General features: G+C 71.6%; 15 protein-coding genes. 10 read left to right on the forward strand and 5 right to left on the reverse strand.

Annotated elements, in window-relative coordinates; translation table 11 throughout:
- Positions 1-26 precede the first annotated feature (26 nt).
- On the reverse strand, positions 27-1,301 hold the full coding sequence (locus ACLQ3K_RS02985; RefSeq protein ID WP_425996863.1) for a glutamate-5-semialdehyde dehydrogenase: 1,275 nt from the start codon (positions 1,299-1,301) through the stop codon (positions 27-29).
- Between the two features lie 83 nt (positions 1,302-1,384).
- On the opposite strand from ACLQ3K_RS02985, the gene ACLQ3K_RS02990 reads away from it, so the two are divergent.
- Complete coding sequence (locus tag ACLQ3K_RS02990; RefSeq protein ID WP_425997121.1) at positions 1,385-2,089, forward strand: HNH endonuclease family protein; 705 nt, start codon at positions 1,385-1,387, stop codon at positions 2,087-2,089.
- 21 nt (positions 2,090-2,110) lie between these two features.
- Here the strand turns inward: ACLQ3K_RS02990 and ACLQ3K_RS02995 are convergent, their stop codons facing one another.
- Positions 2,111-3,370, reverse strand: a complete 1,260-nt coding sequence (locus ACLQ3K_RS02995) for an MFS transporter (protein WP_425996865.1) — start codon at positions 3,368-3,370, stop codon at positions 2,111-2,113.
- A 152-nt stretch (positions 3,371-3,522) separates the two neighbouring features.
- The gene (locus tag ACLQ3K_RS03000; protein ID WP_425996867.1) at positions 3,523-4,302 is read right to left on the reverse strand and encodes a helix-turn-helix domain-containing protein; all 780 of its coding nucleotides are present in this window, start codon (positions 4,300-4,302) and stop codon (positions 3,523-3,525) included.
- A 74-nt stretch (positions 4,303-4,376) separates the two neighbouring features.
- On the opposite strand from ACLQ3K_RS03000, the gene ACLQ3K_RS03005 reads away from it, so the two are divergent.
- From ACLQ3K_RS03005 to ACLQ3K_RS03045, 9 genes are all read left to right on the forward strand, one after another.
- The gene (locus ACLQ3K_RS03005; protein ID WP_425996869.1) at positions 4,377-5,318 is read left to right on the forward strand and encodes an amidohydrolase family protein; all 942 of its coding nucleotides are present in this window, start codon (positions 4,377-4,379) and stop codon (positions 5,316-5,318) included.
- Between the two features lie 144 nt (positions 5,319-5,462).
- Positions 5,463-6,245: a TIGR03084 family metal-binding protein gene (locus ACLQ3K_RS03010; protein ID WP_425996871.1), complete on the forward strand. Its 783-nt coding sequence runs from the start codon at positions 5,463-5,465 to the stop codon at positions 6,243-6,245.
- Positions 6,242-7,984 carry an acyclic terpene utilization AtuA family protein gene (locus ACLQ3K_RS03015; RefSeq protein ID WP_425996873.1) on the forward strand — a complete coding sequence of 581 codons (1,743 nt, stop codon included), beginning with the start codon at positions 6,242-6,244 and terminating at the stop codon, positions 7,982-7,984. Before ACLQ3K_RS03010 ends, ACLQ3K_RS03015 begins: the two co-directional genes overlap by 4 nt.
- Positions 7,981-9,153 (forward strand): acyl-CoA dehydrogenase family protein, encoded by a 1,173-nt coding sequence (locus ACLQ3K_RS03020; RefSeq protein WP_224650996.1) that lies wholly within the window; start codon positions 7,981-7,983, stop codon positions 9,151-9,153. The genes ACLQ3K_RS03015 and ACLQ3K_RS03020 overlap by 4 nt, the downstream gene beginning before the upstream one ends.
- 52 nt (positions 9,154-9,205) lie before the next feature.
- Positions 9,206-10,795 (forward strand): acyl-CoA carboxylase subunit beta, encoded by a 1,590-nt coding sequence (locus ACLQ3K_RS03025; RefSeq protein ID WP_425996876.1) that lies wholly within the window; start codon positions 9,206-9,208, stop codon positions 10,793-10,795.
- 8 nt (positions 10,796-10,803) lie between these two features.
- Positions 10,804-12,759, forward strand: a complete 1,956-nt coding sequence (locus ACLQ3K_RS03030) for an acetyl/propionyl/methylcrotonyl-CoA carboxylase subunit alpha (protein ID WP_224650990.1) — start codon at positions 10,804-10,806, stop codon at positions 12,757-12,759.
- 8 nt (positions 12,760-12,767) lie between these two features.
- Positions 12,768-13,937, forward strand: a complete 1,170-nt coding sequence (locus ACLQ3K_RS03035) for an acyl-CoA dehydrogenase family protein (RefSeq protein WP_102102332.1) — start codon at positions 12,768-12,770, stop codon at positions 13,935-13,937.
- 8 nt (positions 13,938-13,945) lie between these two features.
- Complete coding sequence (locus ACLQ3K_RS03040; RefSeq protein WP_425996879.1) at positions 13,946-14,731, forward strand: enoyl-CoA hydratase family protein; 786 nt, start codon at positions 13,946-13,948, stop codon at positions 14,729-14,731.
- A gap of 10 nt (positions 14,732-14,741) precedes the next feature.
- Complete coding sequence (locus tag ACLQ3K_RS03045) at positions 14,742-15,356, forward strand: TetR/AcrR family transcriptional regulator (protein WP_224650982.1); 615 nt, start codon at positions 14,742-14,744, stop codon at positions 15,354-15,356.
- Positions 15,357-15,374: 18 nt separating this feature from the next.
- Here the strand turns inward: ACLQ3K_RS03045 and ACLQ3K_RS03050 are convergent, their stop codons facing one another.
- Positions 15,375-17,726, reverse strand: coding sequence for an ATP-dependent DNA helicase RecG (locus tag ACLQ3K_RS03050; protein ID WP_425996881.1), 2,352 nt, complete (start codon positions 17,724-17,726; stop codon positions 15,375-15,377).
- Positions 17,723-19,378: a DAK2 domain-containing protein gene (locus ACLQ3K_RS03055; protein WP_425996883.1), complete on the reverse strand. Its 1,656-nt coding sequence runs from the start codon at positions 19,376-19,378 to the stop codon at positions 17,723-17,725. The genes ACLQ3K_RS03050 and ACLQ3K_RS03055 overlap by 4 nt, the downstream gene beginning before the upstream one ends.
- Positions 19,379-19,532: the final 154 nt, after the last annotated feature.

Consider the following 19,532-nt stretch of genomic DNA (forward strand, 5'->3'; position numbering starts at 1 on the left):
CGCGCCGGGTATGAGCGGGGTCGGGATTACCGGGGACGGACGTGTCCGTCGCCCCACGCGATCCACTTGGTCGAGGTGAGCTCGGGCAGTCCCATCGGGCCGCGGGCGTGGAGTTTCTGCGTCGAGATGCCGATCTCGGCGCCGAACCCGAACTGCTCGCCGTCGGTGAAGGCGGTGGAGGCGTTGACCATCACCGCGGCCGCGTCGACGCGGGTGGTGAAGGCGCGGGCGGCGGCGAGGTCGCCGGTGACGATCGCCTCGGTGTGCCCGGTGCCGTAGCGGTCGATGTGCTCGATCGCCTGATCGAGCCCGTCGACGATCTTCACCGCGACGTCGAGGCTGAGGTACTCGTCGGCCCAGTCGGTCTCGGTGGCGGGCACCATCCCGGTCTCGTCGCCGTGCACGACCACGCCCTCGGCCTGGAACGTGCCGAGCAGGCGGGGCAGGAAGGTGTCGGCGAGCGCGCGGTCCACGAGCACGGTCTCGACGGTGTTGCACACGCTGGGCCGGCGGGTCTTGGCGTTGAGCACGATCTCCTCGGCCATGTCGAGGTCGGCCGCGGGGTGGACGTAGATGTGGCAGTTGCCCGTGCCGGTCTCGATCGTGGGCACGGTCGCGTCGCGCACGACGGCCGCGATCAATCCGGCGCCGCCGCGCGGGATGACCACGTCGACGAGGCCGCGGGCGCGGATCAGGGCGGTGACGCTGGCCCGGGAATCGGCCGAGAGGAGCGCGACCGCGTCGGGCGTGATGCCGCTCGCTTCCAGGGACTCGCGCAGTACGGCCACCAGGGCCGCGTTCGACGAGGCCGCCGAGCTGGAGCCGCGCAGCAGCACGGCGTTGCCCGACTTGAGGGTGAGTCCGAAGGCGTCGACGGTGACGTTCGGCCGGGCCTCGTAGACGATCCCGACCACGCCGAGCGGCACGGCGACCTGCCGCAGCTCGAGGCCGTTGGGCAGGGTCGATCCGCGCAGGACGTTCCCGACGGGGTCCGGCAGGCCGGCAACCTGGCGCAGGCCTGAGGCGATGCCGTCGACCCGGGCCTCGTTGAGCGCGAGCCGGTCGATGAGCGACTCCTCGGTGCCGGCGGCGCGGGCCCGCTCGACGTCCTCAGCGTTGGCCGCGAGGATCCGGTCCTTGTTCGCCAATAGCGCGTCGGCGGCGGCATGCAGCGCGGCGTTCTTCTGCTCGGTGGTCAGCGTGATCAGCTGCTTCGACGCGGCGCGGGCAGCGCGGGCCGCCTCCTCGACCGCGGCGGTCGCGGCCTGCAGTTCGGCGTCCTGGGCGGTGGGCGTGCTCATGGTCCGAGAATACGTGGCGGGCCTGACTTGTCGGTCCGCGGTGCTAGGTTGCCGACGTGTCCCGCCGGAGAACCGCCCGCAGCCTGTCCCGGCGGTCGTGGCTCGCGCTCGTCCTGGTCACGGCGACCGCCGTCTTCGTCGCGATCGGGGCCTACCGGGACCGGTCCGGGGCCGAGCCCACCACCGGTTCGGCCGCGCCCACCGCCACCATGCCCGACGGTGCGCCGCTCGCCGGGGTCCGGATCGTCGCCGCGCGCGAGCGAGCCCCGCAGCCCTACCGCCGCGCGGCCTTCGGGAAGGCGTGGACCGACGACCAGTCGGCGCCGCTCGGGCACAACGGCTGCGACACCCGCAACGACGTGCTGGACCGGGACCTCAAGGACAAGACCTATGTCCGCACCTCCGCCTGCCCCCGCGCCGTCGCGACGGGCGTGCTGACCGATCCGTACGGCGGCGCGACCATCCGCTTCGAGCGCGGCGCGAAGACCTCGGCCAAGGTGCAGATCGACCATGTGGTCGCGCTGGCCTATGCCTGGGACATGGGCGCGTGGTCGTGGGACGACGCGAAGCGCGCCGCCTTCGCGAACGATCCGCGCAACCTCGTGGCCGTCGACGGGCCGGCGAACGAGAACAAGAGCGACTCTCCCCCGGGTCGGTGGATGCCCTCGAACGAGCGCTTCCACTGCCAGTACGCCCGCCAGTTCTCGTTCGTCGCCCGCGAGTACGGCCTGTCCATCGACCGCTCCTCCGCCGCCGTCGTCGACCAGTCCGTGAAGACCTGCTCCTGACGCGTACGGCAGATCGCCTGCCTACGCACCGACGGCGCGCGCGGGGACGACCTGCGCACCGACCTCCTCGGCGCGACGGGGAACCAGGAGGCACGCCGCGCCGCCCGCGGCGGCGACCGCTCCGAACATGACCGCGATCCCCGCGAACGAGACGCCGGCAGTGAGCAGCACACCGCCCACCAGCGGCCCCGTCACCGCGCCGAGCCGGCCGATCCCGGTGCTGATCCCGAGCGCGGAAGCGCGCACCTCCGCGGGGTAGTAGGTGGCGACATAGCCGAAGAGCACGATCTGCGTGCCGATCGAGCCGGCACCCGCGAACAGCACGACGAGGTACATCACGGCGGTGCTCGGCGTCATCGCCATCCCGCCGATCGCACACGCGGCCACGACGAAGTACCCGGCGGCCACGATCCGGTTCCCGTACCGGTCCGCCAGCACGGCCCCGATGACGCCGCCGACGACCGCCCCGACGTTGAGCAGCACCTGGAAGGTCAGGGCGGAGCCGAGGCTGTAACCCGCCTTGCGCATCATCTCGGGCAACCACGTGTTGAGCCCGAACACCAACAGGAAACCCGCGAAGTTGGCGACCGCGAACAGGATCAGCGCAACGACCGCAGGCCCGGACGTGAGCCGCCGCAGCACGCCGGGCTCTCCCCCCGATCCATCGCCCGCGGGCCCCGAGTTGGCAGTCGCAGGAGTGGTCTCCGGGACCACCTTCCAGGCCACCGGCACGACGAGCACCAGTGCCGAGGCGCCGATCGCCCACAGTCCGCGGAACCCGAGCACCTCCCCGAACCACAGCGCGCACAAGGCGGCGATGATCCCGCCCACCGGCAGGCCCGCGAGCATCAACGCGTTGAGTAGGTTCTTCTCCCGCGGCCGCGCCACCTCGACGACGAGCGCGATCGCGACCGGTGCCACGCCTCCGAAGCCGAGCCCCGCGATGAACCGGAACACCCCAAGGAGCAGCGGCGTCGGAGCCAGCGCCACCGCGATCATCGCCGCCGAGTACCAGACCAGGCATCCGATGAAGAGCTTCCGCCTCCCGAACCGATCGGTCAGGGTGCCGGCGAGGATCGCGCCGAAGAACATGCCCATCAGCGCGTAACTCCCGATGGCACCCGCCTCCGCGCGGCTGAGGCCCCAGGGCTCGTACGCCAACAGCGCGGGGATGGTCGATCCGTACACGATCAGGTCGTAGCCGTCGAACACGATCGCGGCGAAACAGACAGCGACGACCGCGTATCGGCGGCGACCATCGGCGGGAAGCGAACTGGACATGGGTCTCCTCGAGACAGGATGCGTCTGGCATGCACGTCGAACCTCCGACATACACGTCAAAGCATCGCAGTGATCCAGACCACTGTCAACATCAACGTTGAATTATCGCCGCTGCCGTCAATCGACGCGGAGATTGCGCCACCGAAAGTCGATCATCGGTCGCAGAAGAAGAGCACCCGATGGGTCGGATCGTCAGCGACACTCAGCGCGATCAGGTCCACGCACAGGTCACCACGAGCGGGATGCCGGATGCCCACCTCGATCGCCCCGCGTGGTTGAGTCACATCGTGTCGCTCCCAGATGGCGCGGAAGTCCGGGATTCCGAGGAGGTCCGGCGGCAGCGCCATCTCCCCGCCGGCGCTGAGAACAGACGGGGCACCCGAACGGAGGATCCCCACGACCGTCTCCCGCATGCTCGCGGGGTCGCAGAACCTGTCTTCGAACTCAGGCTCGGAGAACATCATTCGGACGAAGGTCCGCTCCGCCGCGGGGATCCGCGCGAAGTCGAGGAACCACTCGGCGGCGGCGGAGTTCCACCACACGATCGACGTGCCCGGTCCGATCACGATCGCGGGAACATCGATGAGCCGGGACAGAAGTCGCCACAGCGCGCCCTCCACCGCAGGACTCTCCGACGGCGAGACGCCGTCCGCCTCGTCGAGCAGCGCGAGCGCGTATCGGAGCTGCCCGTCGTCGAGACCGAAGGCCACGGCCAGCCGTCGCACGAGGTCCTTCGCGGGCGCCATCCGTCCCTGCTCGATCCGGGTGTAGTACTCCGGCGTGACGTGGACGAGGGCCGCGACCTCTTCCCGTCGGAGGCCCGCGACCTGCCTACGGCCGGCGGCCTCGCCGGAGTCGGCCGCGGGCGCCACCTCCCCTCGCCGTGCGCGCAGGAAGGCGCCGAGCTCTCGTAGCCGGGGATCGCGGCTCATGCCGCGATCACTCCGGCGAGGGGGCAACGATCTCTCCCCTGCCGAATCTTCGCCGCCCGAAATAGCCTGAATACATGATTGATACCAACAAGATTGATGTTCACACCCACATCGTTCCTCCGTTCTGGGGCGAGCAGCTCGAGGCGCACGGCGGCGATCCGTCCGGCTGGGCACTGCCCGCCTGGAGCGCGGGCGATCACCTGCGCTACATGGACGAGAACGGCATCGCGACGAGCGTGCTGTCCCTGACCGCGCCGAGCGTCGTCGGCTGGGAGGGCGCCGAGCGGCGGGAGATGGCGCGACGGGTGAACGGCTACGTCGCCGACCTCGCATCGAGGAACGGCACCCGATTCGGCAACTTCGCCACCGTTCCCCTCCCGGACGTCGACGGCGCAGTCGCCGAGATCGAGTACGCGCTCGGCGAGCTCGGAGCCGACGGAGTGGTGCTGCTCTCCAACTACGACGGCGCCTACCTGGGCGACGCCCGCTTCGCCCCGGTGTGGGAAGCCCTGAACGCCCATCGTGCGGTCGTCTTCATCCACCCGGCTCACCCGAACCTCCCGCTCCTGCGCGGGGTGCCCGGCCCGCTGGTGGACTACCCGTTCGACACGACGCGCAACGCGGTCCACATGGTATTCAACGGCGTACTCGACCGCTATCCGGACGTCACGATCATCCTGTCGCACGCCGGAGGCTTCGTCCCGTACTCGGTCCTGCGCTTCTGCGAGCTGCAGCCGGCGCTCGACCCGAGCGGCCCCGCGACCGAGGAGCTCCTCGGAACGTTCAGGAAGTTCTACTGGGACACGGCGCTCTCCTCCGGGAGGTTCGCCTTCGCGAGCTTCCAGGAGTTCGCCGATCCGACCCGCATCCTGTTCGGTAGCGACTTCCCGTACGCCCCCGAACCCGGCGCCCGCCGCTTCAACCGGATCCTCGACTCCGACACCGGCCTCACGGCCGAGCAGAGGGCCGCTATCCACGCCGGCAACGCGCGACGCGTCTTTCCGCGGCTCGGCTGACCGGACGGCGAATCGGGACGCCCGATACGCGGTGGCATTCCCATCGGGACGCCCGATGCGCGGTGGCATTCCCATCGGGCCACCCGACGCCGCAAACAAGCATTGCTGCTTGTTTTTTTCGTCGCCGGCTGACAGAGTGTGGGCGTGCCCACTTCAGCCCCCGTGTTCGACGCGCTCGAGTCCACCTCGGACGCCGTCGCCGCCATCGCGGATTCGCTCCCCGACTGGTCGATCTCCACGCCCGCCGAGGGCTGGACCGTCGCCCACCAGGTCGCCCACCTGGCCTGGACGGACGAGGTCTCCCTCGTCGCCGCCACCGACCCCGACGGCTTCGCCGCGATCCTCCAGGACGCGATGCAGGACCCGATGGGCTTCGTCGACGCCGGAGCCGCCGAGCTCGCCGCCGATCCGGACCTGCGGGCCCGCTGGGACCGCGCCCGCGCCGCCCTCGCTGTCGCGCTCCGCGAGGCGGATCCCGGCACGCCGCTCCCCTGGTTCGGCCCGCCCATGCGGCCCGCCACCATGGCCAACGCCCGCCTCATGGAGACCTGGGCGCACGGCCTCGACATCGCCGACGCGGCGGGCACCGAGCTGGACGCCCCGGAGGCACTCCCCCACGTCGCCAAGATCGCCTACAAGACCCGCGACTTCGCCTACACCGTCAACGGCGAGACCCCGCCCGCCGAGCCCTTCGACGTCTTCCTCGTCGCCGCCGACGGCGCCGAGATCACGTTCGGGCCCGGCGACGCCGCACAGCGCGTCACCGGCTCGCTCGAGGACTTCTGCCGCCTCGCGACCCAGCGCGTCAACCTCGTCGACACCGATCTCGTCGCCACGGGCGAGGACGCCGCCCACTGGCTCACCATCGCGCAGTGCTTCGCCGGGGCCCCCGGCACGGGCCGCGCCCCGCAGGAGGAACGTCCATGACCCGCACCATCAGCATCGCCAACGTCTCCGGCTTCTACGGCGACCGCGCCGCGGCGATCGGCGAGATGCTCGCCGGGCCCCGCGTCGACTACATCACCGGCGACTACCTCGCCGAGCTCACCATGCTCATCCTCGGGCGCGACCGCCTCAAGGACGCGGATCTCGGCTACGCCAAGACCTTCCTGCGGCACCTCACCCCGCACCTCGGCCTCCTCGCCGAACGCGGCACCAAGGTCGTCGTCAACGCCGGTGGCCTCAACCCGGGCGGCCTCGCCGCCGCCGTGGAGAAGGCGGTCGCCGAGTCCGGCACCGATCTCAAGGTCGGCTGGGTCGATGGTGACGATCTCCTCGCCCGGTCCGCCGACCTGGGCGTGCCGAAGGCCGTGACCGCCAACGCCTACCTCGGCGCCTTCGGCATCGCCGATTGCCTCGCCGCCGGCGCCGACATCGTCATCACCGGCCGCGTCACCGATGCTTCCGTGATCCTGGGGCCCGCCATCGCCGAGTTCGGCTGGCAGCGCACCGACTTCGACGCCCTCGCCGGCGCCGTCGCCGCGGGGCACATCATCGAGTGCGGTACGCAGGCCACGGGCGGCAACTACGCCTTCTTCGACCGCCACCCCATCGAGCAGCTCCTCCACCCCGGTTTCCCCATCGCCGAGATCGCCGCCGACGGCTCCTTCGCCATCACCAAGCAGCCCGGCACCGGCGGCGTCGTCGAAGTGGGCACCGTCACCGCGCAGCTGCTCTACGAGGTCACCGGACAGCGCTACGCGAACCCCGATGTCACGCTGCGACTCGACTCCATGACCCTCGCCCAGGACGGCCCGGACCGCGTCACCGTCAGCGGCGTGCGCGGCGAGGCACCGTCGACCACCACCAAGGTCGCGACCACCACGCTCGGCGGCTTCCGCAACGAGATCGCCTTCCTGCTCACCGGCATCGACGTCGAGCGCAAGGCAGCACTGCTGGAGGCGCAGCTGCGCGATTCGCTCGAGCGGAGCGGCGGCGCACCGTCGGACCTGCAGTTCCGCCTGGCGCGCACCGACCATCCCGACGCCCCCACCGAGGCGGCCGCGTCGGCCACCCTCACCGCGGTGGCGTGGGACGCCGACCCGAACCGGGTCGGCCGCGCCTTCAGCTCCGCCGCCGTGGAACTCGCGCTCGCCACCTACCCCGGCGCCTCCCCGATGGCGCCGCCCTCGAGCGGCGGCCCGTACGGGGTGTACCAGGCCGTGTACGTGCCGAACGGCGACGTCCCGCACCGCGCCCACCGGCCCGACGGCACCGTCGTCGACATCGCCCCGCCGGCGGTCGTCCAGGAGCTCCCCGCCGATCCGTCCCAACCGGGCGGCGACGACCCGCGCCCCACCGGTCCGACGGTCCGCGTCCCGCTCGGGACCGTCTTCGGCGCGCGCAGCGGCGACAAGGGCGGCAGCGCCAACGTCGGCGTCTGGGCGGAGTCCGACGCGGCCTTCGAATGGCTGCGCAGTAATCTGACCGAACAGGCTCTGCGCGAACTCCTTCCGGAGGCCGCGGACCTCCCCGTCCGCCGCTACGAGCTGCCCAACCTCAAGGCCCTCAACTTCGTCGTCGAGGACCTGCTGGGCAAGGGCGTCGCCCACGGCTACCGGTTCGACCCGCAGGCCAAGGGCGTCGGCGAGTGGCTGCGGGGCCGCTACATCGACCTGCCCGCAGGCCTGCTCCCCGCGGGCCACACCACGAAGGAGATCGCATGACCAGCCTGTGGGAGTCCGAGGAGCGGATCGCGCTGCGCAAGACGGTGACCGCGTTCACCGAGCGCGAGATCCTGCCGAACCTCGACGACTGGGAGGCGGGCGGCCTGCTCCCCCGCGAGCTGCACAAGAAGGCGGGCGACCTCGGCCTGCTCGGCGTCTCCTTCCCCGGGTCGGTCGGCGGCGGCGACGGCGACCCTCGCGACGCCCTCATCGTGTGCGAGGCCATGCACGAGGCCGGCGGCTCCGGCGGCCTGTTCGCCTCGCTGTTCACCTGCGGGATCTCGGTGCCGCACATCATCCTCGCGGGCACCGACGAGCAGAAGGCGCGGTGGGTCGCGCCCGTGCTCGCCGGCGAGAAGATCAGCTCCCTCGGACTCACCGAGCCCGGCGGCGGCTCGGATCTCAGCCACCTCACGACGACGGCCCGCAAGGACGGCGATCACTACATCGTCAACGGCGCCAAGACCTTCATCACGTCGGGCATTCGCGCCGACTGGGTGGTGACCGCCGTCCGCACCGGCGGCGAGGGCGCGAGCGGCATCAGCCTGCTGGTGATCCCCAAGGGCCTGGACGGCTTCGAGGTGAGCGCCCCGCTGAAGAAGATGGGCTGGCACGCCTCGGACACGGCCGAGCTCTCCTTCACCGACGTCCGCGTCCCCGCCGAGAACCTCATCGGCCCCGAGGGCAGCGGCTTCCTGCTGATCGGCGCCGCCTTCGTCACCGAGCGCCTCGCCCTCGCGGTGCAGGCCTACTCGCACGCGCAGCGCTGCCTCGACCTCACGCTCGACTGGGTCCGCACCCGGGAGACCTTCGGCCAGCCCCTGATCAAGCGCCAGGCCGTGCAGAACACCGTGACCGAGATGCGGCGCCGCATCGAGGTCGCCCGCGTGTACAGCCGGCACGTCGCCGACCAGTACGCGGAGGCGATGGAATCCGGCGGTGCCGCCGCGGCTGCCGAACTGGTGCCCCAGGCCTGCTTCGCGAAGAACACCGCCGTCGAGTGCGGCGAGTGGGTCGCGAACGAGGCGGTGCAGCTCTTCGGCGGCCACGGCTACATGTCCGAGTACGAGGTGTCGCGGCACTACCGCGACGTCCGCATCCTCGGCATCGGCGGCGGCACCACCCAGATCCTCACCACGCTCGCGGCCAACCGCCTCGGCTACAAGTGATCCCCCACCCAGGCACCCACTCCGACACCTACAAGGGCAAAGGACTCCACTCATGACGGTGCTCCGCAGCACCCCGGCCCCCGACGCGGCCGCGTACCGCAAGACCATGCTCGACAAGCTGGCCGACCTCACGATCGAGTTCGACAAGGCCCTGGCCGGCGGCGGTGAGAAGTACGTCGAGCGGCACCGGGGGCGTGGCAAGCTCACCGCCCGCGAGCGCATCGACAGCGTGCTGGATCCCGCCTCGCCCTTCCTCGAGCTGATGCCACTGGCCGCGTGGGGCAGCGACTTCCAGGTCGGCGCCTCCCTCGTGGGCGGCATCGGCGTGGTCGAGGGCGTCGAGGTGATGGTGGTCGCGAACGACCCCACCGTCAAGGGCGGTACCTCCAACCCGTGGACCCTGCGCAAGTCGCTGCGTCTCAACGACATCGCCCGCGAGAACCGCCTCCCCGTTCTCTCGCTCGTCGAGTCCGGCGGCGCCGACCTCCCCACACAGAAGGAGGTCTTCGTCCCCGGCGGCGCGATGTTCCGCAATCTCACGCAGCTGTCGAAGGCCGGGATCCCCACGATCTCCGTCGTCTACGGCAACTCCACCGCGGGCGGCGCCTACATCCCCGGCATGAGCGATCACGTCGTGATGATCAAGGAGCGCTCCAAGGTCTTCCTCGCCGGGCCGCCCCTGGTGAAGGCCGCGACGGGCGAGATCTCCGACGACGAGACCCTCGGCGGCGCCGAGATGCACTCGCGCACCTCGGGCCTCGGCGACTACATGGCCAGCGACGAGCTGGACGCGGCGCGCATCGCCCGATCGATCGTCAAGCGGCTCAACTGGCGCAAGCAGGGCACGGCCCCGTCGGCCGTGGTCAAGCCCCCGCGCTACGACGCCGAGGGCCTGCTCGACATCGTCCCGGACGATCTCAAGATCCCCTTCGACCCGCGGGAGATCATCGCCCACATCGTCGACGACTCCGACTACGACGAGTTCAAGCCCCTCTACGGCGGCTCGCTCACCACGGGCTGGGCGAACCTGCACGGCTACCCCATCGGCATCCTCGCCAACGCCCGCGGCGTCCTGTTCTCCGAGGAGGCACAGAAGGCCACGCAGTTCATCCAGTTGGCGAACCGCTACGACACGCCACTGCTGTTCATCCACAACACCACCGGCTACATGGTGGGCGCGGAGTACGAGCGCGGCGGCATGATCAAGCACGGCTCGATGATGATCAACGCCGTCTCCAACTCGGAGGTGCCGCACCTCTCGCTCATCGCGGGCGCCTCCTACGGCGCCGGCCACTACGGCATGGCGGGCCGCGCCTTCAACCCGCGGTTCCTGTTCTCCTGGCCCAGCGCACGCTCGGCCGTCATGGGCGCCAAGCAGCTCGCCGACGTCGTCACCGAGGTCGCCGCGGCCTCCGCCGCCTCCCGGGGCCAGGCCATGGACCCCGCCTTCGTCGACGGCATGCGTACCGCCATCGAGACGCAGATCGACAAGGAGTCCCTGCCCGCCTTCATGTCCGGCATGCTCTACGACGACGGCATCATCGACCCCCGCGACACCCGCACGGCGCTCGGCATGGCCCTCTCCGCCATCCACAACGGCCCCGTCCACGGCACCGACGCCTTCGGCGTCTTCCGGATGTGAGGAACTCCATGACGACATTCGATTCCGTCCTCGTCGCCAACCGCGGCGAGATCGCTCGCCGCGTCATCGCCGCGGCCCACGCCCGTGGCCTGCGCGCCGTAGCCGTCTACTCCGACCCGGATGCGAACGCGCCGCACGTCGCCGAGGCCGACGAGGCCGTTCGCCTGCCCGGCGAGTCCCCGGCGGACACGTACCTGCAGGGCGAGAAGATCATCGCCGCGGCGAAGGCCACCGGCGCACAGGCGATCCACCCCGGCTACGGCTTCCTCTCCGAGAACGCCGACTTCGCCGCCGCGGTCCAGGCCGCGGGCATCGTCTGGATCGGTCCCTCGCCCGAGGCCATCACCGCGATGGGCTCCAAGGTCGCGGCCAAGGCCCGCCTCGCCGAGGCCGGTGTCCCGATGCTCACCAACCTCACCCCGGACCAGGTCTCCGACAGCGACTTCCCCGTCCTGGTGAAGGCCTCCGCCGGCGGCGGCGGCCGCGGCATGCGCGTCGTCCGCACCCGCGCCGAGTTGCAGGAGAACCTGGAGACCGCTGAGCGCGAGGCCAAGTCGGCCTTCGGCGACGGCACCGTCTTCTGCGAGCGCTACCTCGAGCGCGGCCGCCACATCGAGGTCCAGGTGATGGCCGACTCCCAGGGCACAGTCTGGGCCGTGGGCGAGCGCGAGTGCTCGATCCAGCGCCGCCACCAGAAGGTCCTCGAGGAGGCCCCGTCGCCCCTCGTCGAGCGGCACCCGGCGATGCGCACCGCCCTGTACGAGGCGGCCGCCAACGCCGCCAAGGCCATCGGCTACACCGGCGCGGGCACCGTGGAGTTCCTCGCGACCGACGCCGGCGAGTTCTTCTTCCTCGAGGTCAACACGCGCCTCCAGGTGGAGCACCCGGTCACCGAGGCCACCACCGGGCTCGACCTGGTCGGCCTGCAGTTCGACGTTGCCGCGGGGCTCCCACTCCCGTCGGCCGAGCCGCCCGCCACCCGCGGCTGGGCCATCGAGGCCCGCCTCTACGCCGAGGATCCCGCGAACGACTGGCGGCCCGCCGCCGGCACCGTGCACCGCTTCGAGGTGCCCGGCGTGGTGAGCGAGTTCTCCGGGCCCGACCGCCCGGGCATCCGGCTCGACAGCGCCCTCGCGCCCGCGGGCAGCGTCGTCGAGGTCTTCTACGATCCGATGCTCGCGAAGGTGATCGGTTTCGCCCCGACCCGCGCGCAGGCCCTCGCGATCACCGAGGCGGCGCTGCGCAAGGCGGTCGTCCACGGCATCACCACCAACCGGGACCTGTTGGTGCGGATCCTCGCCGACGCCGACTTCAAGGCCGGCGACTTCGCGACCGATTTCCTCACCGGCGAGCGGCTCGAGCGCCTCGCCGCTCCGCTGCTCGACGAGGCCGAGCTCGCGGAGGCCGCGTCCGCCGCCGGCGCCGTGCTGGACCGACGGGGCGTCGCGGCGAGCCCGCTGCCGCACGTCGCGCCGGGCTGGCGCAACCTCGGCTCGCGTACTCTGGTTCCCGAGTTCCGGACCACCGACGAGCGCGAGTTCCGCGCCGACGGTGGGCAGGTCGCCACCGTGGTCGACGACGGTGACCGGGCGACCGTCGCCGTCGAGCGCGACGGTATCCGGCGCACCGTCGCCGTGACGGCGTACCCCGGCGATCGCACCGTCGTCGAGGTGGAGACCGCGCGCGGCGCGGCGACCCTGACGCTCGTCGATCCCCTCCCGTCGGCGGACGCCGCCGCGGCGGCGGGCTCGCTGCTCGCGCCGATGCCCGGTGTGATCACCCGGATCGGTGCCCAGGAGGGCGATTCGGTCACCGTCGGACAGCCCGTCCTGTGGATGGAGGCGATGAAGATGGAGCACGCTATCTCCGCCCCCGCCGACGGCGTCATCACGACCATCGCCGTCGAGGTGGGCCAGAACATCGATGCCGGCGCCGTCGTCGCCGTGCTGGAAGATACGGAGTAGGAACCCACATGAGCATTTCCATGGACGTCATCGAGTCCGAGGAGCGCCAGGCGCTCCGCGCGACCGTTTCCGAGCTGGGCCGCAAGTTCGGCCCCGAGTACATGCGCGAGAAGATCGCGGCGGGCGAGGGCCCCACCGAGCTGTGGAAGGCCGCGGGTGATCTCGGCCTGATCGGCGTGAACATCGCGGAGCAGTACGGCGGCGGCGGCGCCGGCATGTACGAGCTGGGCATCGTCGGCGAGGAGCTCGCCGCGGTCGGCTCGTCGCTGCTCATGCTGGTGGTCTCCCCGGCGATCAACGGCACCATCATCTCCCGGTTCGGCACCGAGGAGCAGAAGCAGCGCTGGCTGCCGGGCATCGCGTCGGGCGAGACCATCGCGGCCTTCGCGATCACCGAGCCCGACGCGGGCTCCAACAGCCACCGGATCACCACCACCGCCCGCCGTGACGGCTCCGACTGGATCATCTCGGGCCAGAAGACCTTCATCTCCGGCATCGAGCTGGCCGACGTGATCCTCGTGGTCTCCCGCAGCGAGGACGCCAAGACCGGCAAGCTGCGGCCCGCGCTGTTCCTGATGCCCACCGACTCCCCCGGCCTGCAGAAGACCAAGATCCCCATGGAGGTCGGCCTGCCGGAGTCGCAGTGGACGCTGTTCTTCGACGACGTCCGGCTGCCCGCCGAGGCACTGGTCGGCGAGCCCGACGCCGCCATCGCGCAGCTCTTCGCGGGACTCAACCCCGAGCGCATCATGGCCGCGGCCGGTTCCGTGGGCTCGGCCCGCTACGCGATCGACCGTGCGGTGGACTACGCCAAGCAGCGCACCGTCTTCAAGGTTCCGATCGGCGCGCACCAGGCCATCGCCCACCCGCTCGCCGAGCTCAAGGTGGAGACCGAGCTGGCGAAGTTGATGCTGCAGAAGGCCGCAACGCTGTACGACGCCGGCGAGGAGTTCGCCGCCGCCGAGGCCGCGAACATGGCGAAGTTCGCCGGCGGCGAGGCAGGAGCGAAGGCCGTGGACCGAGCGATCCACTCGCTCGGCGGCAACGGCCTCACCACCGAGTACGGCCTGGCGCAGATGCTGGTGGCCTCGCGACTGTTCCGCATCGCCCCGGTCAGCCGCGAGATGGTGCTCAACTTCATCTCCGAGCACAGCCTCGGCCTGCCCAAGAGCTACTAGGAGACCCGATGACCGACTCCTTGGTCCACTACGAGACGCGCGGCGGCGCCGCGTATCTCACGATCGACAGCCCGCACAACCGCAACGCCATCTCGCAGCGCCTGCTCGCCGACCTCAGCGCGGGCCTCGAGCGCGCGGCGGCGGACGACGCCGCGCGGGCCGTGGTGCTCACCCACGCCGGCACGACGTTCTGCGCCGGCGCGGATCTCAAGGAGGCGGCGGCGAACGGCGCCGGCTCGGACCCGAAGTCCCGCACCCTGGCGATGATCGGCGCCATGCGCGGGATCATCGACTGCCCCAAGCCGGTGATCGCACAGGTCGACGGGCACGTCCGGGCCGGGGGCTTCGGGCTCATCGGCTCGTGCGACTTCGTCTTCGCCGGCCCCGGGGCGTCGTTCGCGGTCACGGAGACGCGGATCGGCGTCGCGCCGGCGATGGTCTCGCTGGTGCTGCTGCCGCACCTGCCCTCGCGGGTCGCCTCCACGCTGCTGCTCACGGGCCGCAAGTTCGACGCCGCCGAGGCCGCCGGGTACGGCTTGATCACCGCGGCGGTCGGCGACCTGGCGGCCGCGGTCGCGGAGCAGCTCGCCGAACTTCAGCTGTGCAGCCCCCAGGGCCTGCGCGAGACCAAGCAGATCCTGTGGCACGACGTGCTCCGCTCCTTCGACGAGCGGGCCGACGCCCTCGGCGAGCAGTCGGCGCGACTGTTCGGCTCCGCCGAGTCGGTCGAGGGGATCACCGCGTTCCTGCAGAAGCGCGCGCCGAGCTGGGCCGAACCGGTGCCGGCGGAATAGGCTGTTCGCGATGACTCCCCTCCGCCCGCCCATCCGCGCACCCCAGCAGTCCCGCAGCCGGGAGACCCGGCAGCGCCTGCTGGAGACCACCATCGCGTCGCTCGCCGCTCGCGGCTGGACGGCCACCACGGTGGGCAGCGTGGCGCGGCAGGCGGGGGTCTCGCGGGGCGCCGCGCAGCACCACTTCCCCACGCGGGAGGACCTGATCAGCGCCGCGCTCGAGTACATGGGCGAGCAGCGGCTCGCGCAGGTGGCGCAGGCGGGCGCGGCGGTGCCCGAGGGCCCCGACCGCCCGTACGCCGTGGCGCGGCTCATCGTCGAGTACTACACGGACGACCTGTTCAAGGCCGCGCTGCACGTGTGGACCGCCGCCGCGAGCGACGACGCGCTCCGCGAGCGCATGCTGCCCTTCGAGAACAAGCACTCGCGCGAGGTCTTCGCCCTCGCCATGCGCCTGCTCGGCGTGGACCGGGACGACGAGGAGGCCCGTCGAGCCGTACAGGCGACACTCGACCTCGCCCGCGGCCTCGGCCTCGCCGACCTGCTGTCCGACGACGAGACACGCCGCGAGCAGGTCGTCGACTTCTGGGGCCGGCAGCTGGCGTCCGTCTTCGCAGCGCGCTGATCCGAGACTCCCTCCGGACTATGCCTTGTCGAGGTAGTCGCCGCGGTCGCCGCCGAGGATGACCTCGTTCATGGCTCGCAGGGCCGCATGGCGCTCGAGATCCGGGTCCTCGCCGACGATCTCGTAGGCGAGGTCCCGGGCCGCGGCGAGCACGTCGCCGTCCTGCGCGAGGTCCAGGAAGCTCAGGCGCCGCGCGAGGCCCGACTGGTCGACGCCCAGGATGTCGCCGAAGCCGCGGTACTCGAGGTCGAGCTGGGCGAGGGCGAAGCCGTCGACGGTCTCCGCGACCTTCTGCAGCCGCTCGAGGGTGCGTTCCGAGCCGGTCGCGGTGATGAGCAGGCACAGCCCCGGCAGCCCGCCTCGACCGACGCGGCCGCGCAGCTGGTGCAGCTGACTGATGCCGAACCGGTCCGCATCGCGTACGACCATCGTGGTGGCGTTCGCCACGTCGACGCCGACCTCGATCACCGTGGTCGCCACCAGGACGTCGATCTCCCCCGCGGCGAAGGACGCCATGATCTCGGACTTCTCGTCGGCGGGCAGGCGGCCGTGCAGCAGCGCGATCCGGTGCTCGCCGAGCGGCCCTGAGGAGAGCTGGTCGTACATCTCGATCGCCGAGACGGTCTTCGGCTTCTCGGACTCGTCAGCAACCGGCTCGCCACGTGAAGCGCCTCGCCCCGATGTCTTCGCCTCCGTCGCCGGCGCCTCGAAATCGTAGTCCTCGTCGGTGAACCCGGCCTTGGCCTGCTCGCCGGTCGCGTCGTCGCCGATCCGCGGGCACACGACGTAGACCTGCCGCCCCGCGCGGACCTCCTCGTCCACGCGCGCCCAGGCCCGCGCGACCCATGCCTCCCGGTCCTCGGGGACCACCGAGGTCTGGATCGGCTGCCGCCCGCGTGGCAGCTCCCGCAGCACGGATGTCGCCATGTCGCCGAACTGGGCGAGGGCGACGGTGCGCGGGATCGGCGTCGCCGTCATCACGAGCAGGTGCGGCATGGAATCGTCGTCGGTGCTCTCGCCGGTGCCCTTGCGCCGCAATCGGTCGCGCTGCTCCACGCCGAACCGGTGCTGCTCATCGACCACGACCAGGCCCAGCCGGAAGAACTCGACGGTGTCCTCGAGCAGCGCGTGCGTTCCGATCACGATGCCGGCCTCGCCGGTCACGATGCGCAGGAGCGCCGCCCGGCGCTGCTTGACGGTCATCGAGCCCGTCAGCAGGGTCACCGTCGTGGCTGCCTCTGCCGCACCCAGCTGACCGGCCTCCGCCAGGTCACCGAGCATCGCGGTGATCGACAGCAGGTGCTGCGTCGCGAGCACTTCCGTGGGCGCGAGCAGCACCGCCTGGTGTCCCGCGTCGACGGCGGCGAGCATCGCCAGCAGCGCGACCAGCGTCTTGCCGGAGCCGACCTCGCCCTGCAGCAGGCGGGTCATCGGGTGGTCGCGGCCCATGTCGTCGAGGATCTCGGCGAGCACGTCCTCCTGGCCCGCGGTGAGCGAGAACGGGAGCCGCTCCCGCAGTCCCGCCTGCAGCGGACCGTCGGGCGCGCGCAACGGCGGCGCGCCGACGATGCCCACGTCGTGCGCCCGACGGGCGAGGGCGGTCTCGATCGCGACGGCCTCGTCGAAGGCGAGGCGGCGGCGCGCCCGGTCGGCCTGGGCGCGGCCGTCGGGCTTGTGTGCGGCCCGCACCGCGTCGTCGAGGCTCATCAGGGCGTGGAGCGCGAGGAAGTCGGCCGGCAGCGATTCGGGCACCGGCGCGAGCCTTTTCAGCACGCTGTCCACCAGCGAGAGGATCAGCCACGTGGGCATGTTCTTGGTGCCGTGGTAGATCGGCACGGTGGGCTGCATCAGCAGGCTCAGGTCGGCGAACTTGAGGCGCTTCGACCCCGCCTTGGTCGAGCCCGCCTCGTTGGCGGCGAGCGCCTCGGCCGAGGTGATCGTGGTGTCCGGCAGGACCAGCCACTCGGGGTGGGTGAGCTGCAGCTTCCCGTTGAACTCGCCGAGTCGGCCGATCAGCAGCAGCTGCCGGTCGGGCTGGATCGGCTTGGGCAGGTAGTTGAAGAAGGTCACGTCATAGGCGCGGACCTTGTTGACCACCTGCACCTTGAACATCTTCTTGCCGCGGTGGTGCGCCCGCGGCGGGGTGATCGCGGTGACGGTGCCGATCACCACCACGTCGTCACCGATGCGGGGCTCGGACCGCCGGGTCCCGTCGTCCTCGACGGCCCCACCTTCGTACCGGAACGGGAAGTGCCGCAGCAGGTCCCCGACGGTGGCGAGTCCGAGTTCGGCGGTCGCCGCATCGGCGATCTCGGGGTCGACGGCCTCGGCGAGGGGCGTCTGCAGCGTGAGGGTGCGCGCTGAGGTCATTCGACGCCGATCTCCATCACGCTCGCGTTCTGCCCGCCGACGTAACCGACCACCTCGACCTCCGGACGGTCCGGCCGCAGTGCGGCGCTGACCCGGTCGGGGAAGTCGCCGTCGCCCGCCTCGCCGAGGAGCACCGTCACCATGTCGCCGCCCGTCGCCAACAGCAGCTCGGCGAGCGCCTCACCCGCGGAGTACTGGTCCTCCTCTAGCACCACCACCTCGCCGCCGACCATGCCGAGGTAGTCGCCGGGGCCGCAGGGCCCGAGGATCGTCAGCGCGTCCTCCGTGACGGCGACGACGGATCCGCACCGCGCTCCGGCCGCGGCCTCGGCCATCGAGTAGGTGTCGTCGGCGGCGTGACCGTTCGGCTCGTGCACGGCGAGTGCCGCGATCGCCTGCACCATGGACGAGGTCGGCAGCAGCGTCACCAGCACACCGGATTCGCGGGACCGCGCGGCCACCGCCAGCAGCTCGGGAGTGGGCAGCGCGCCGTTGGGCATGAGCAGCACCTCGCGGCCCTCGAACCGATGCAGGGCGGCGAGCAGCTCGGCGTGGGTCATCCCCGTGTCGCAGCGGATCACCTCCGCGCCCGCCTCCGTGAACAGCTCGGCGGCACCGTCGCCCGAGACCAGCGCGACGATGGCGCGCGGCGCGTCGAGCAGCGCCTGCAGCGGCGTCTCGCCGTGTCCCGCCTCCTGCAGCACGTTGACGGCGATGCTGCGCAGCTTGCCGTGCCGCAGACCGGCCTGGATCGCCGCGCCGGGCTCGGTGGTGTGCGTGTGGACCGACCACGTCGCGACCGGGTCGGGATCGGCCGCGGCGACCACCACCACCGAATCGCCGAAGGCCTGCAGCTCCGCGCGCAGCCTGTTCGCCGTGGCCTCGGTGGCGGCGGGCAGGAGGTACATCACCTCGTAGTCGGCGTGCGGGCCGCGGGGCGGATCGGCGTGATCGTGGGTGTGGCCGTGATCGACGTGCACCTGGACGTGCGGCGCGATCTGCCGGCCGAACCGCGGGCGCTCCGGCACCGCCCCGGTCGTGACCTCGACGAGAGCGTCGAGCAGGACGAGGAGGCCGCGGCCGCCCGCGTCGACGACGCCGGCGGCGGCGTTGTCGGCGAGCTGGTCCCGGGTGCGCAGCAGGGCGTCGAAGGCCGCGTCGGCGGCGGCCCGGGCACAGGCCGCGAGGTTCCCACCGCCGACGAGCGCGGCCCCGGCACCGTCGGCGGAGGCACGCAGGACGGAGAGGATGGTGCCCTCGATCGGATCGGCGACGGCGCTGGTGACCAGGTCCGTCGCGTTCCGCAGGCCGGTCGCGAGCCCCTCGGCCGTGAGATCCGCGTCGGGGCCGAGCTGCGCGGCGAGGCCGCGCATGATCTGCGAGACGATGACGCCCGAGTTGCCCCGCGCCCCGGCGACCGCGCCGGCGACGGTGGCGCGGGCGACGGCGTGCGGCCCCTCGGTGCGGTCCGCGACGTCGGCGGATCGCGCCGCCGCGCGCAGGGTGACCAGCATGTTCGTGCCGGTGTCCGCATCGGCGACAGGGAAGACGTTGAGGGTGTTGATCTCGTCGACCGCACGCTCGAGTCCGAGGACGGCACGCCCCAGCCAGGCCACCACCACGCGGCCGTCCTCCGCAATCGGTCCCGTCACAGCTGCCAGCCTAGTGGGCCGTCGCACAGCGCAGGAGCCCCGCCGCGGTTTGGCGGTAGACCCATATCGGTCTATGATTGCAGGGTTGCCTCGCGTCCGAGCGTGTCCTTCGCGTCTACGACCGGCGGGGCGAAGCACAGGTTTTCAACTATTG

Source organism: Tsukamurella sp. DT100 (assembly GCF_049844855.1).
In the GTDB taxonomy this organism is placed as follows: Bacteria; Actinomycetota; Actinomycetes; order Mycobacteriales; family Mycobacteriaceae; genus Tsukamurella.

Bases quoted from the DNA above. Each gene is read 5' to 3' on its own strand.
- ACLQ3K_RS02985 (WP_425996863.1), bottom strand. From the start codon at position 1,301: ATGAGCACGCCCACCGCCCAGGACGCCGAACTGCAGGCCGCGACCGCC.
- ACLQ3K_RS02995 (WP_425996865.1), bottom strand. From the start codon at position 3,370: ATGTCCAGTTCGCTTCCCGCCGATGGTCGCCGCCGATACGCGGTCGTC.
- ACLQ3K_RS03000 (WP_425996867.1), bottom strand. From the start codon at position 4,302: ATGAGCCGCGATCCCCGGCTACGAGAGCTCGGCGCCTTCCTGCGCGCA.
- ACLQ3K_RS03005 (WP_425996869.1), top strand. From the start codon at position 4,377: ATGATTGATACCAACAAGATTGATGTTCACACCCACATCGTTCCTCCG.
- ACLQ3K_RS03015 (WP_425996873.1), top strand. From the start codon at position 6,242: ATGACCCGCACCATCAGCATCGCCAACGTCTCCGGCTTCTACGGCGAC.
- ACLQ3K_RS03020 (WP_224650996.1), top strand. From the start codon at position 7,981: ATGACCAGCCTGTGGGAGTCCGAGGAGCGGATCGCGCTGCGCAAGACG.
- ACLQ3K_RS03025 (WP_425996876.1), top strand. From the start codon at position 9,206: ATGACGGTGCTCCGCAGCACCCCGGCCCCCGACGCGGCCGCGTACCGC.
- ACLQ3K_RS03030 (WP_224650990.1), top strand. From the start codon at position 10,804: ATGACGACATTCGATTCCGTCCTCGTCGCCAACCGCGGCGAGATCGCT.
- ACLQ3K_RS03035 (WP_102102332.1), top strand. From the start codon at position 12,768: ATGAGCATTTCCATGGACGTCATCGAGTCCGAGGAGCGCCAGGCGCTC.
- ACLQ3K_RS03040 (WP_425996879.1), top strand. From the start codon at position 13,946: ATGACCGACTCCTTGGTCCACTACGAGACGCGCGGCGGCGCCGCGTAT.
- ACLQ3K_RS03045 (WP_224650982.1), top strand. From the start codon at position 14,742: ATGACTCCCCTCCGCCCGCCCATCCGCGCACCCCAGCAGTCCCGCAGC.
- ACLQ3K_RS03050 (WP_425996881.1), bottom strand. From the start codon at position 17,726: ATGACCTCAGCGCGCACCCTCACGCTGCAGACGCCCCTCGCCGAGGCC.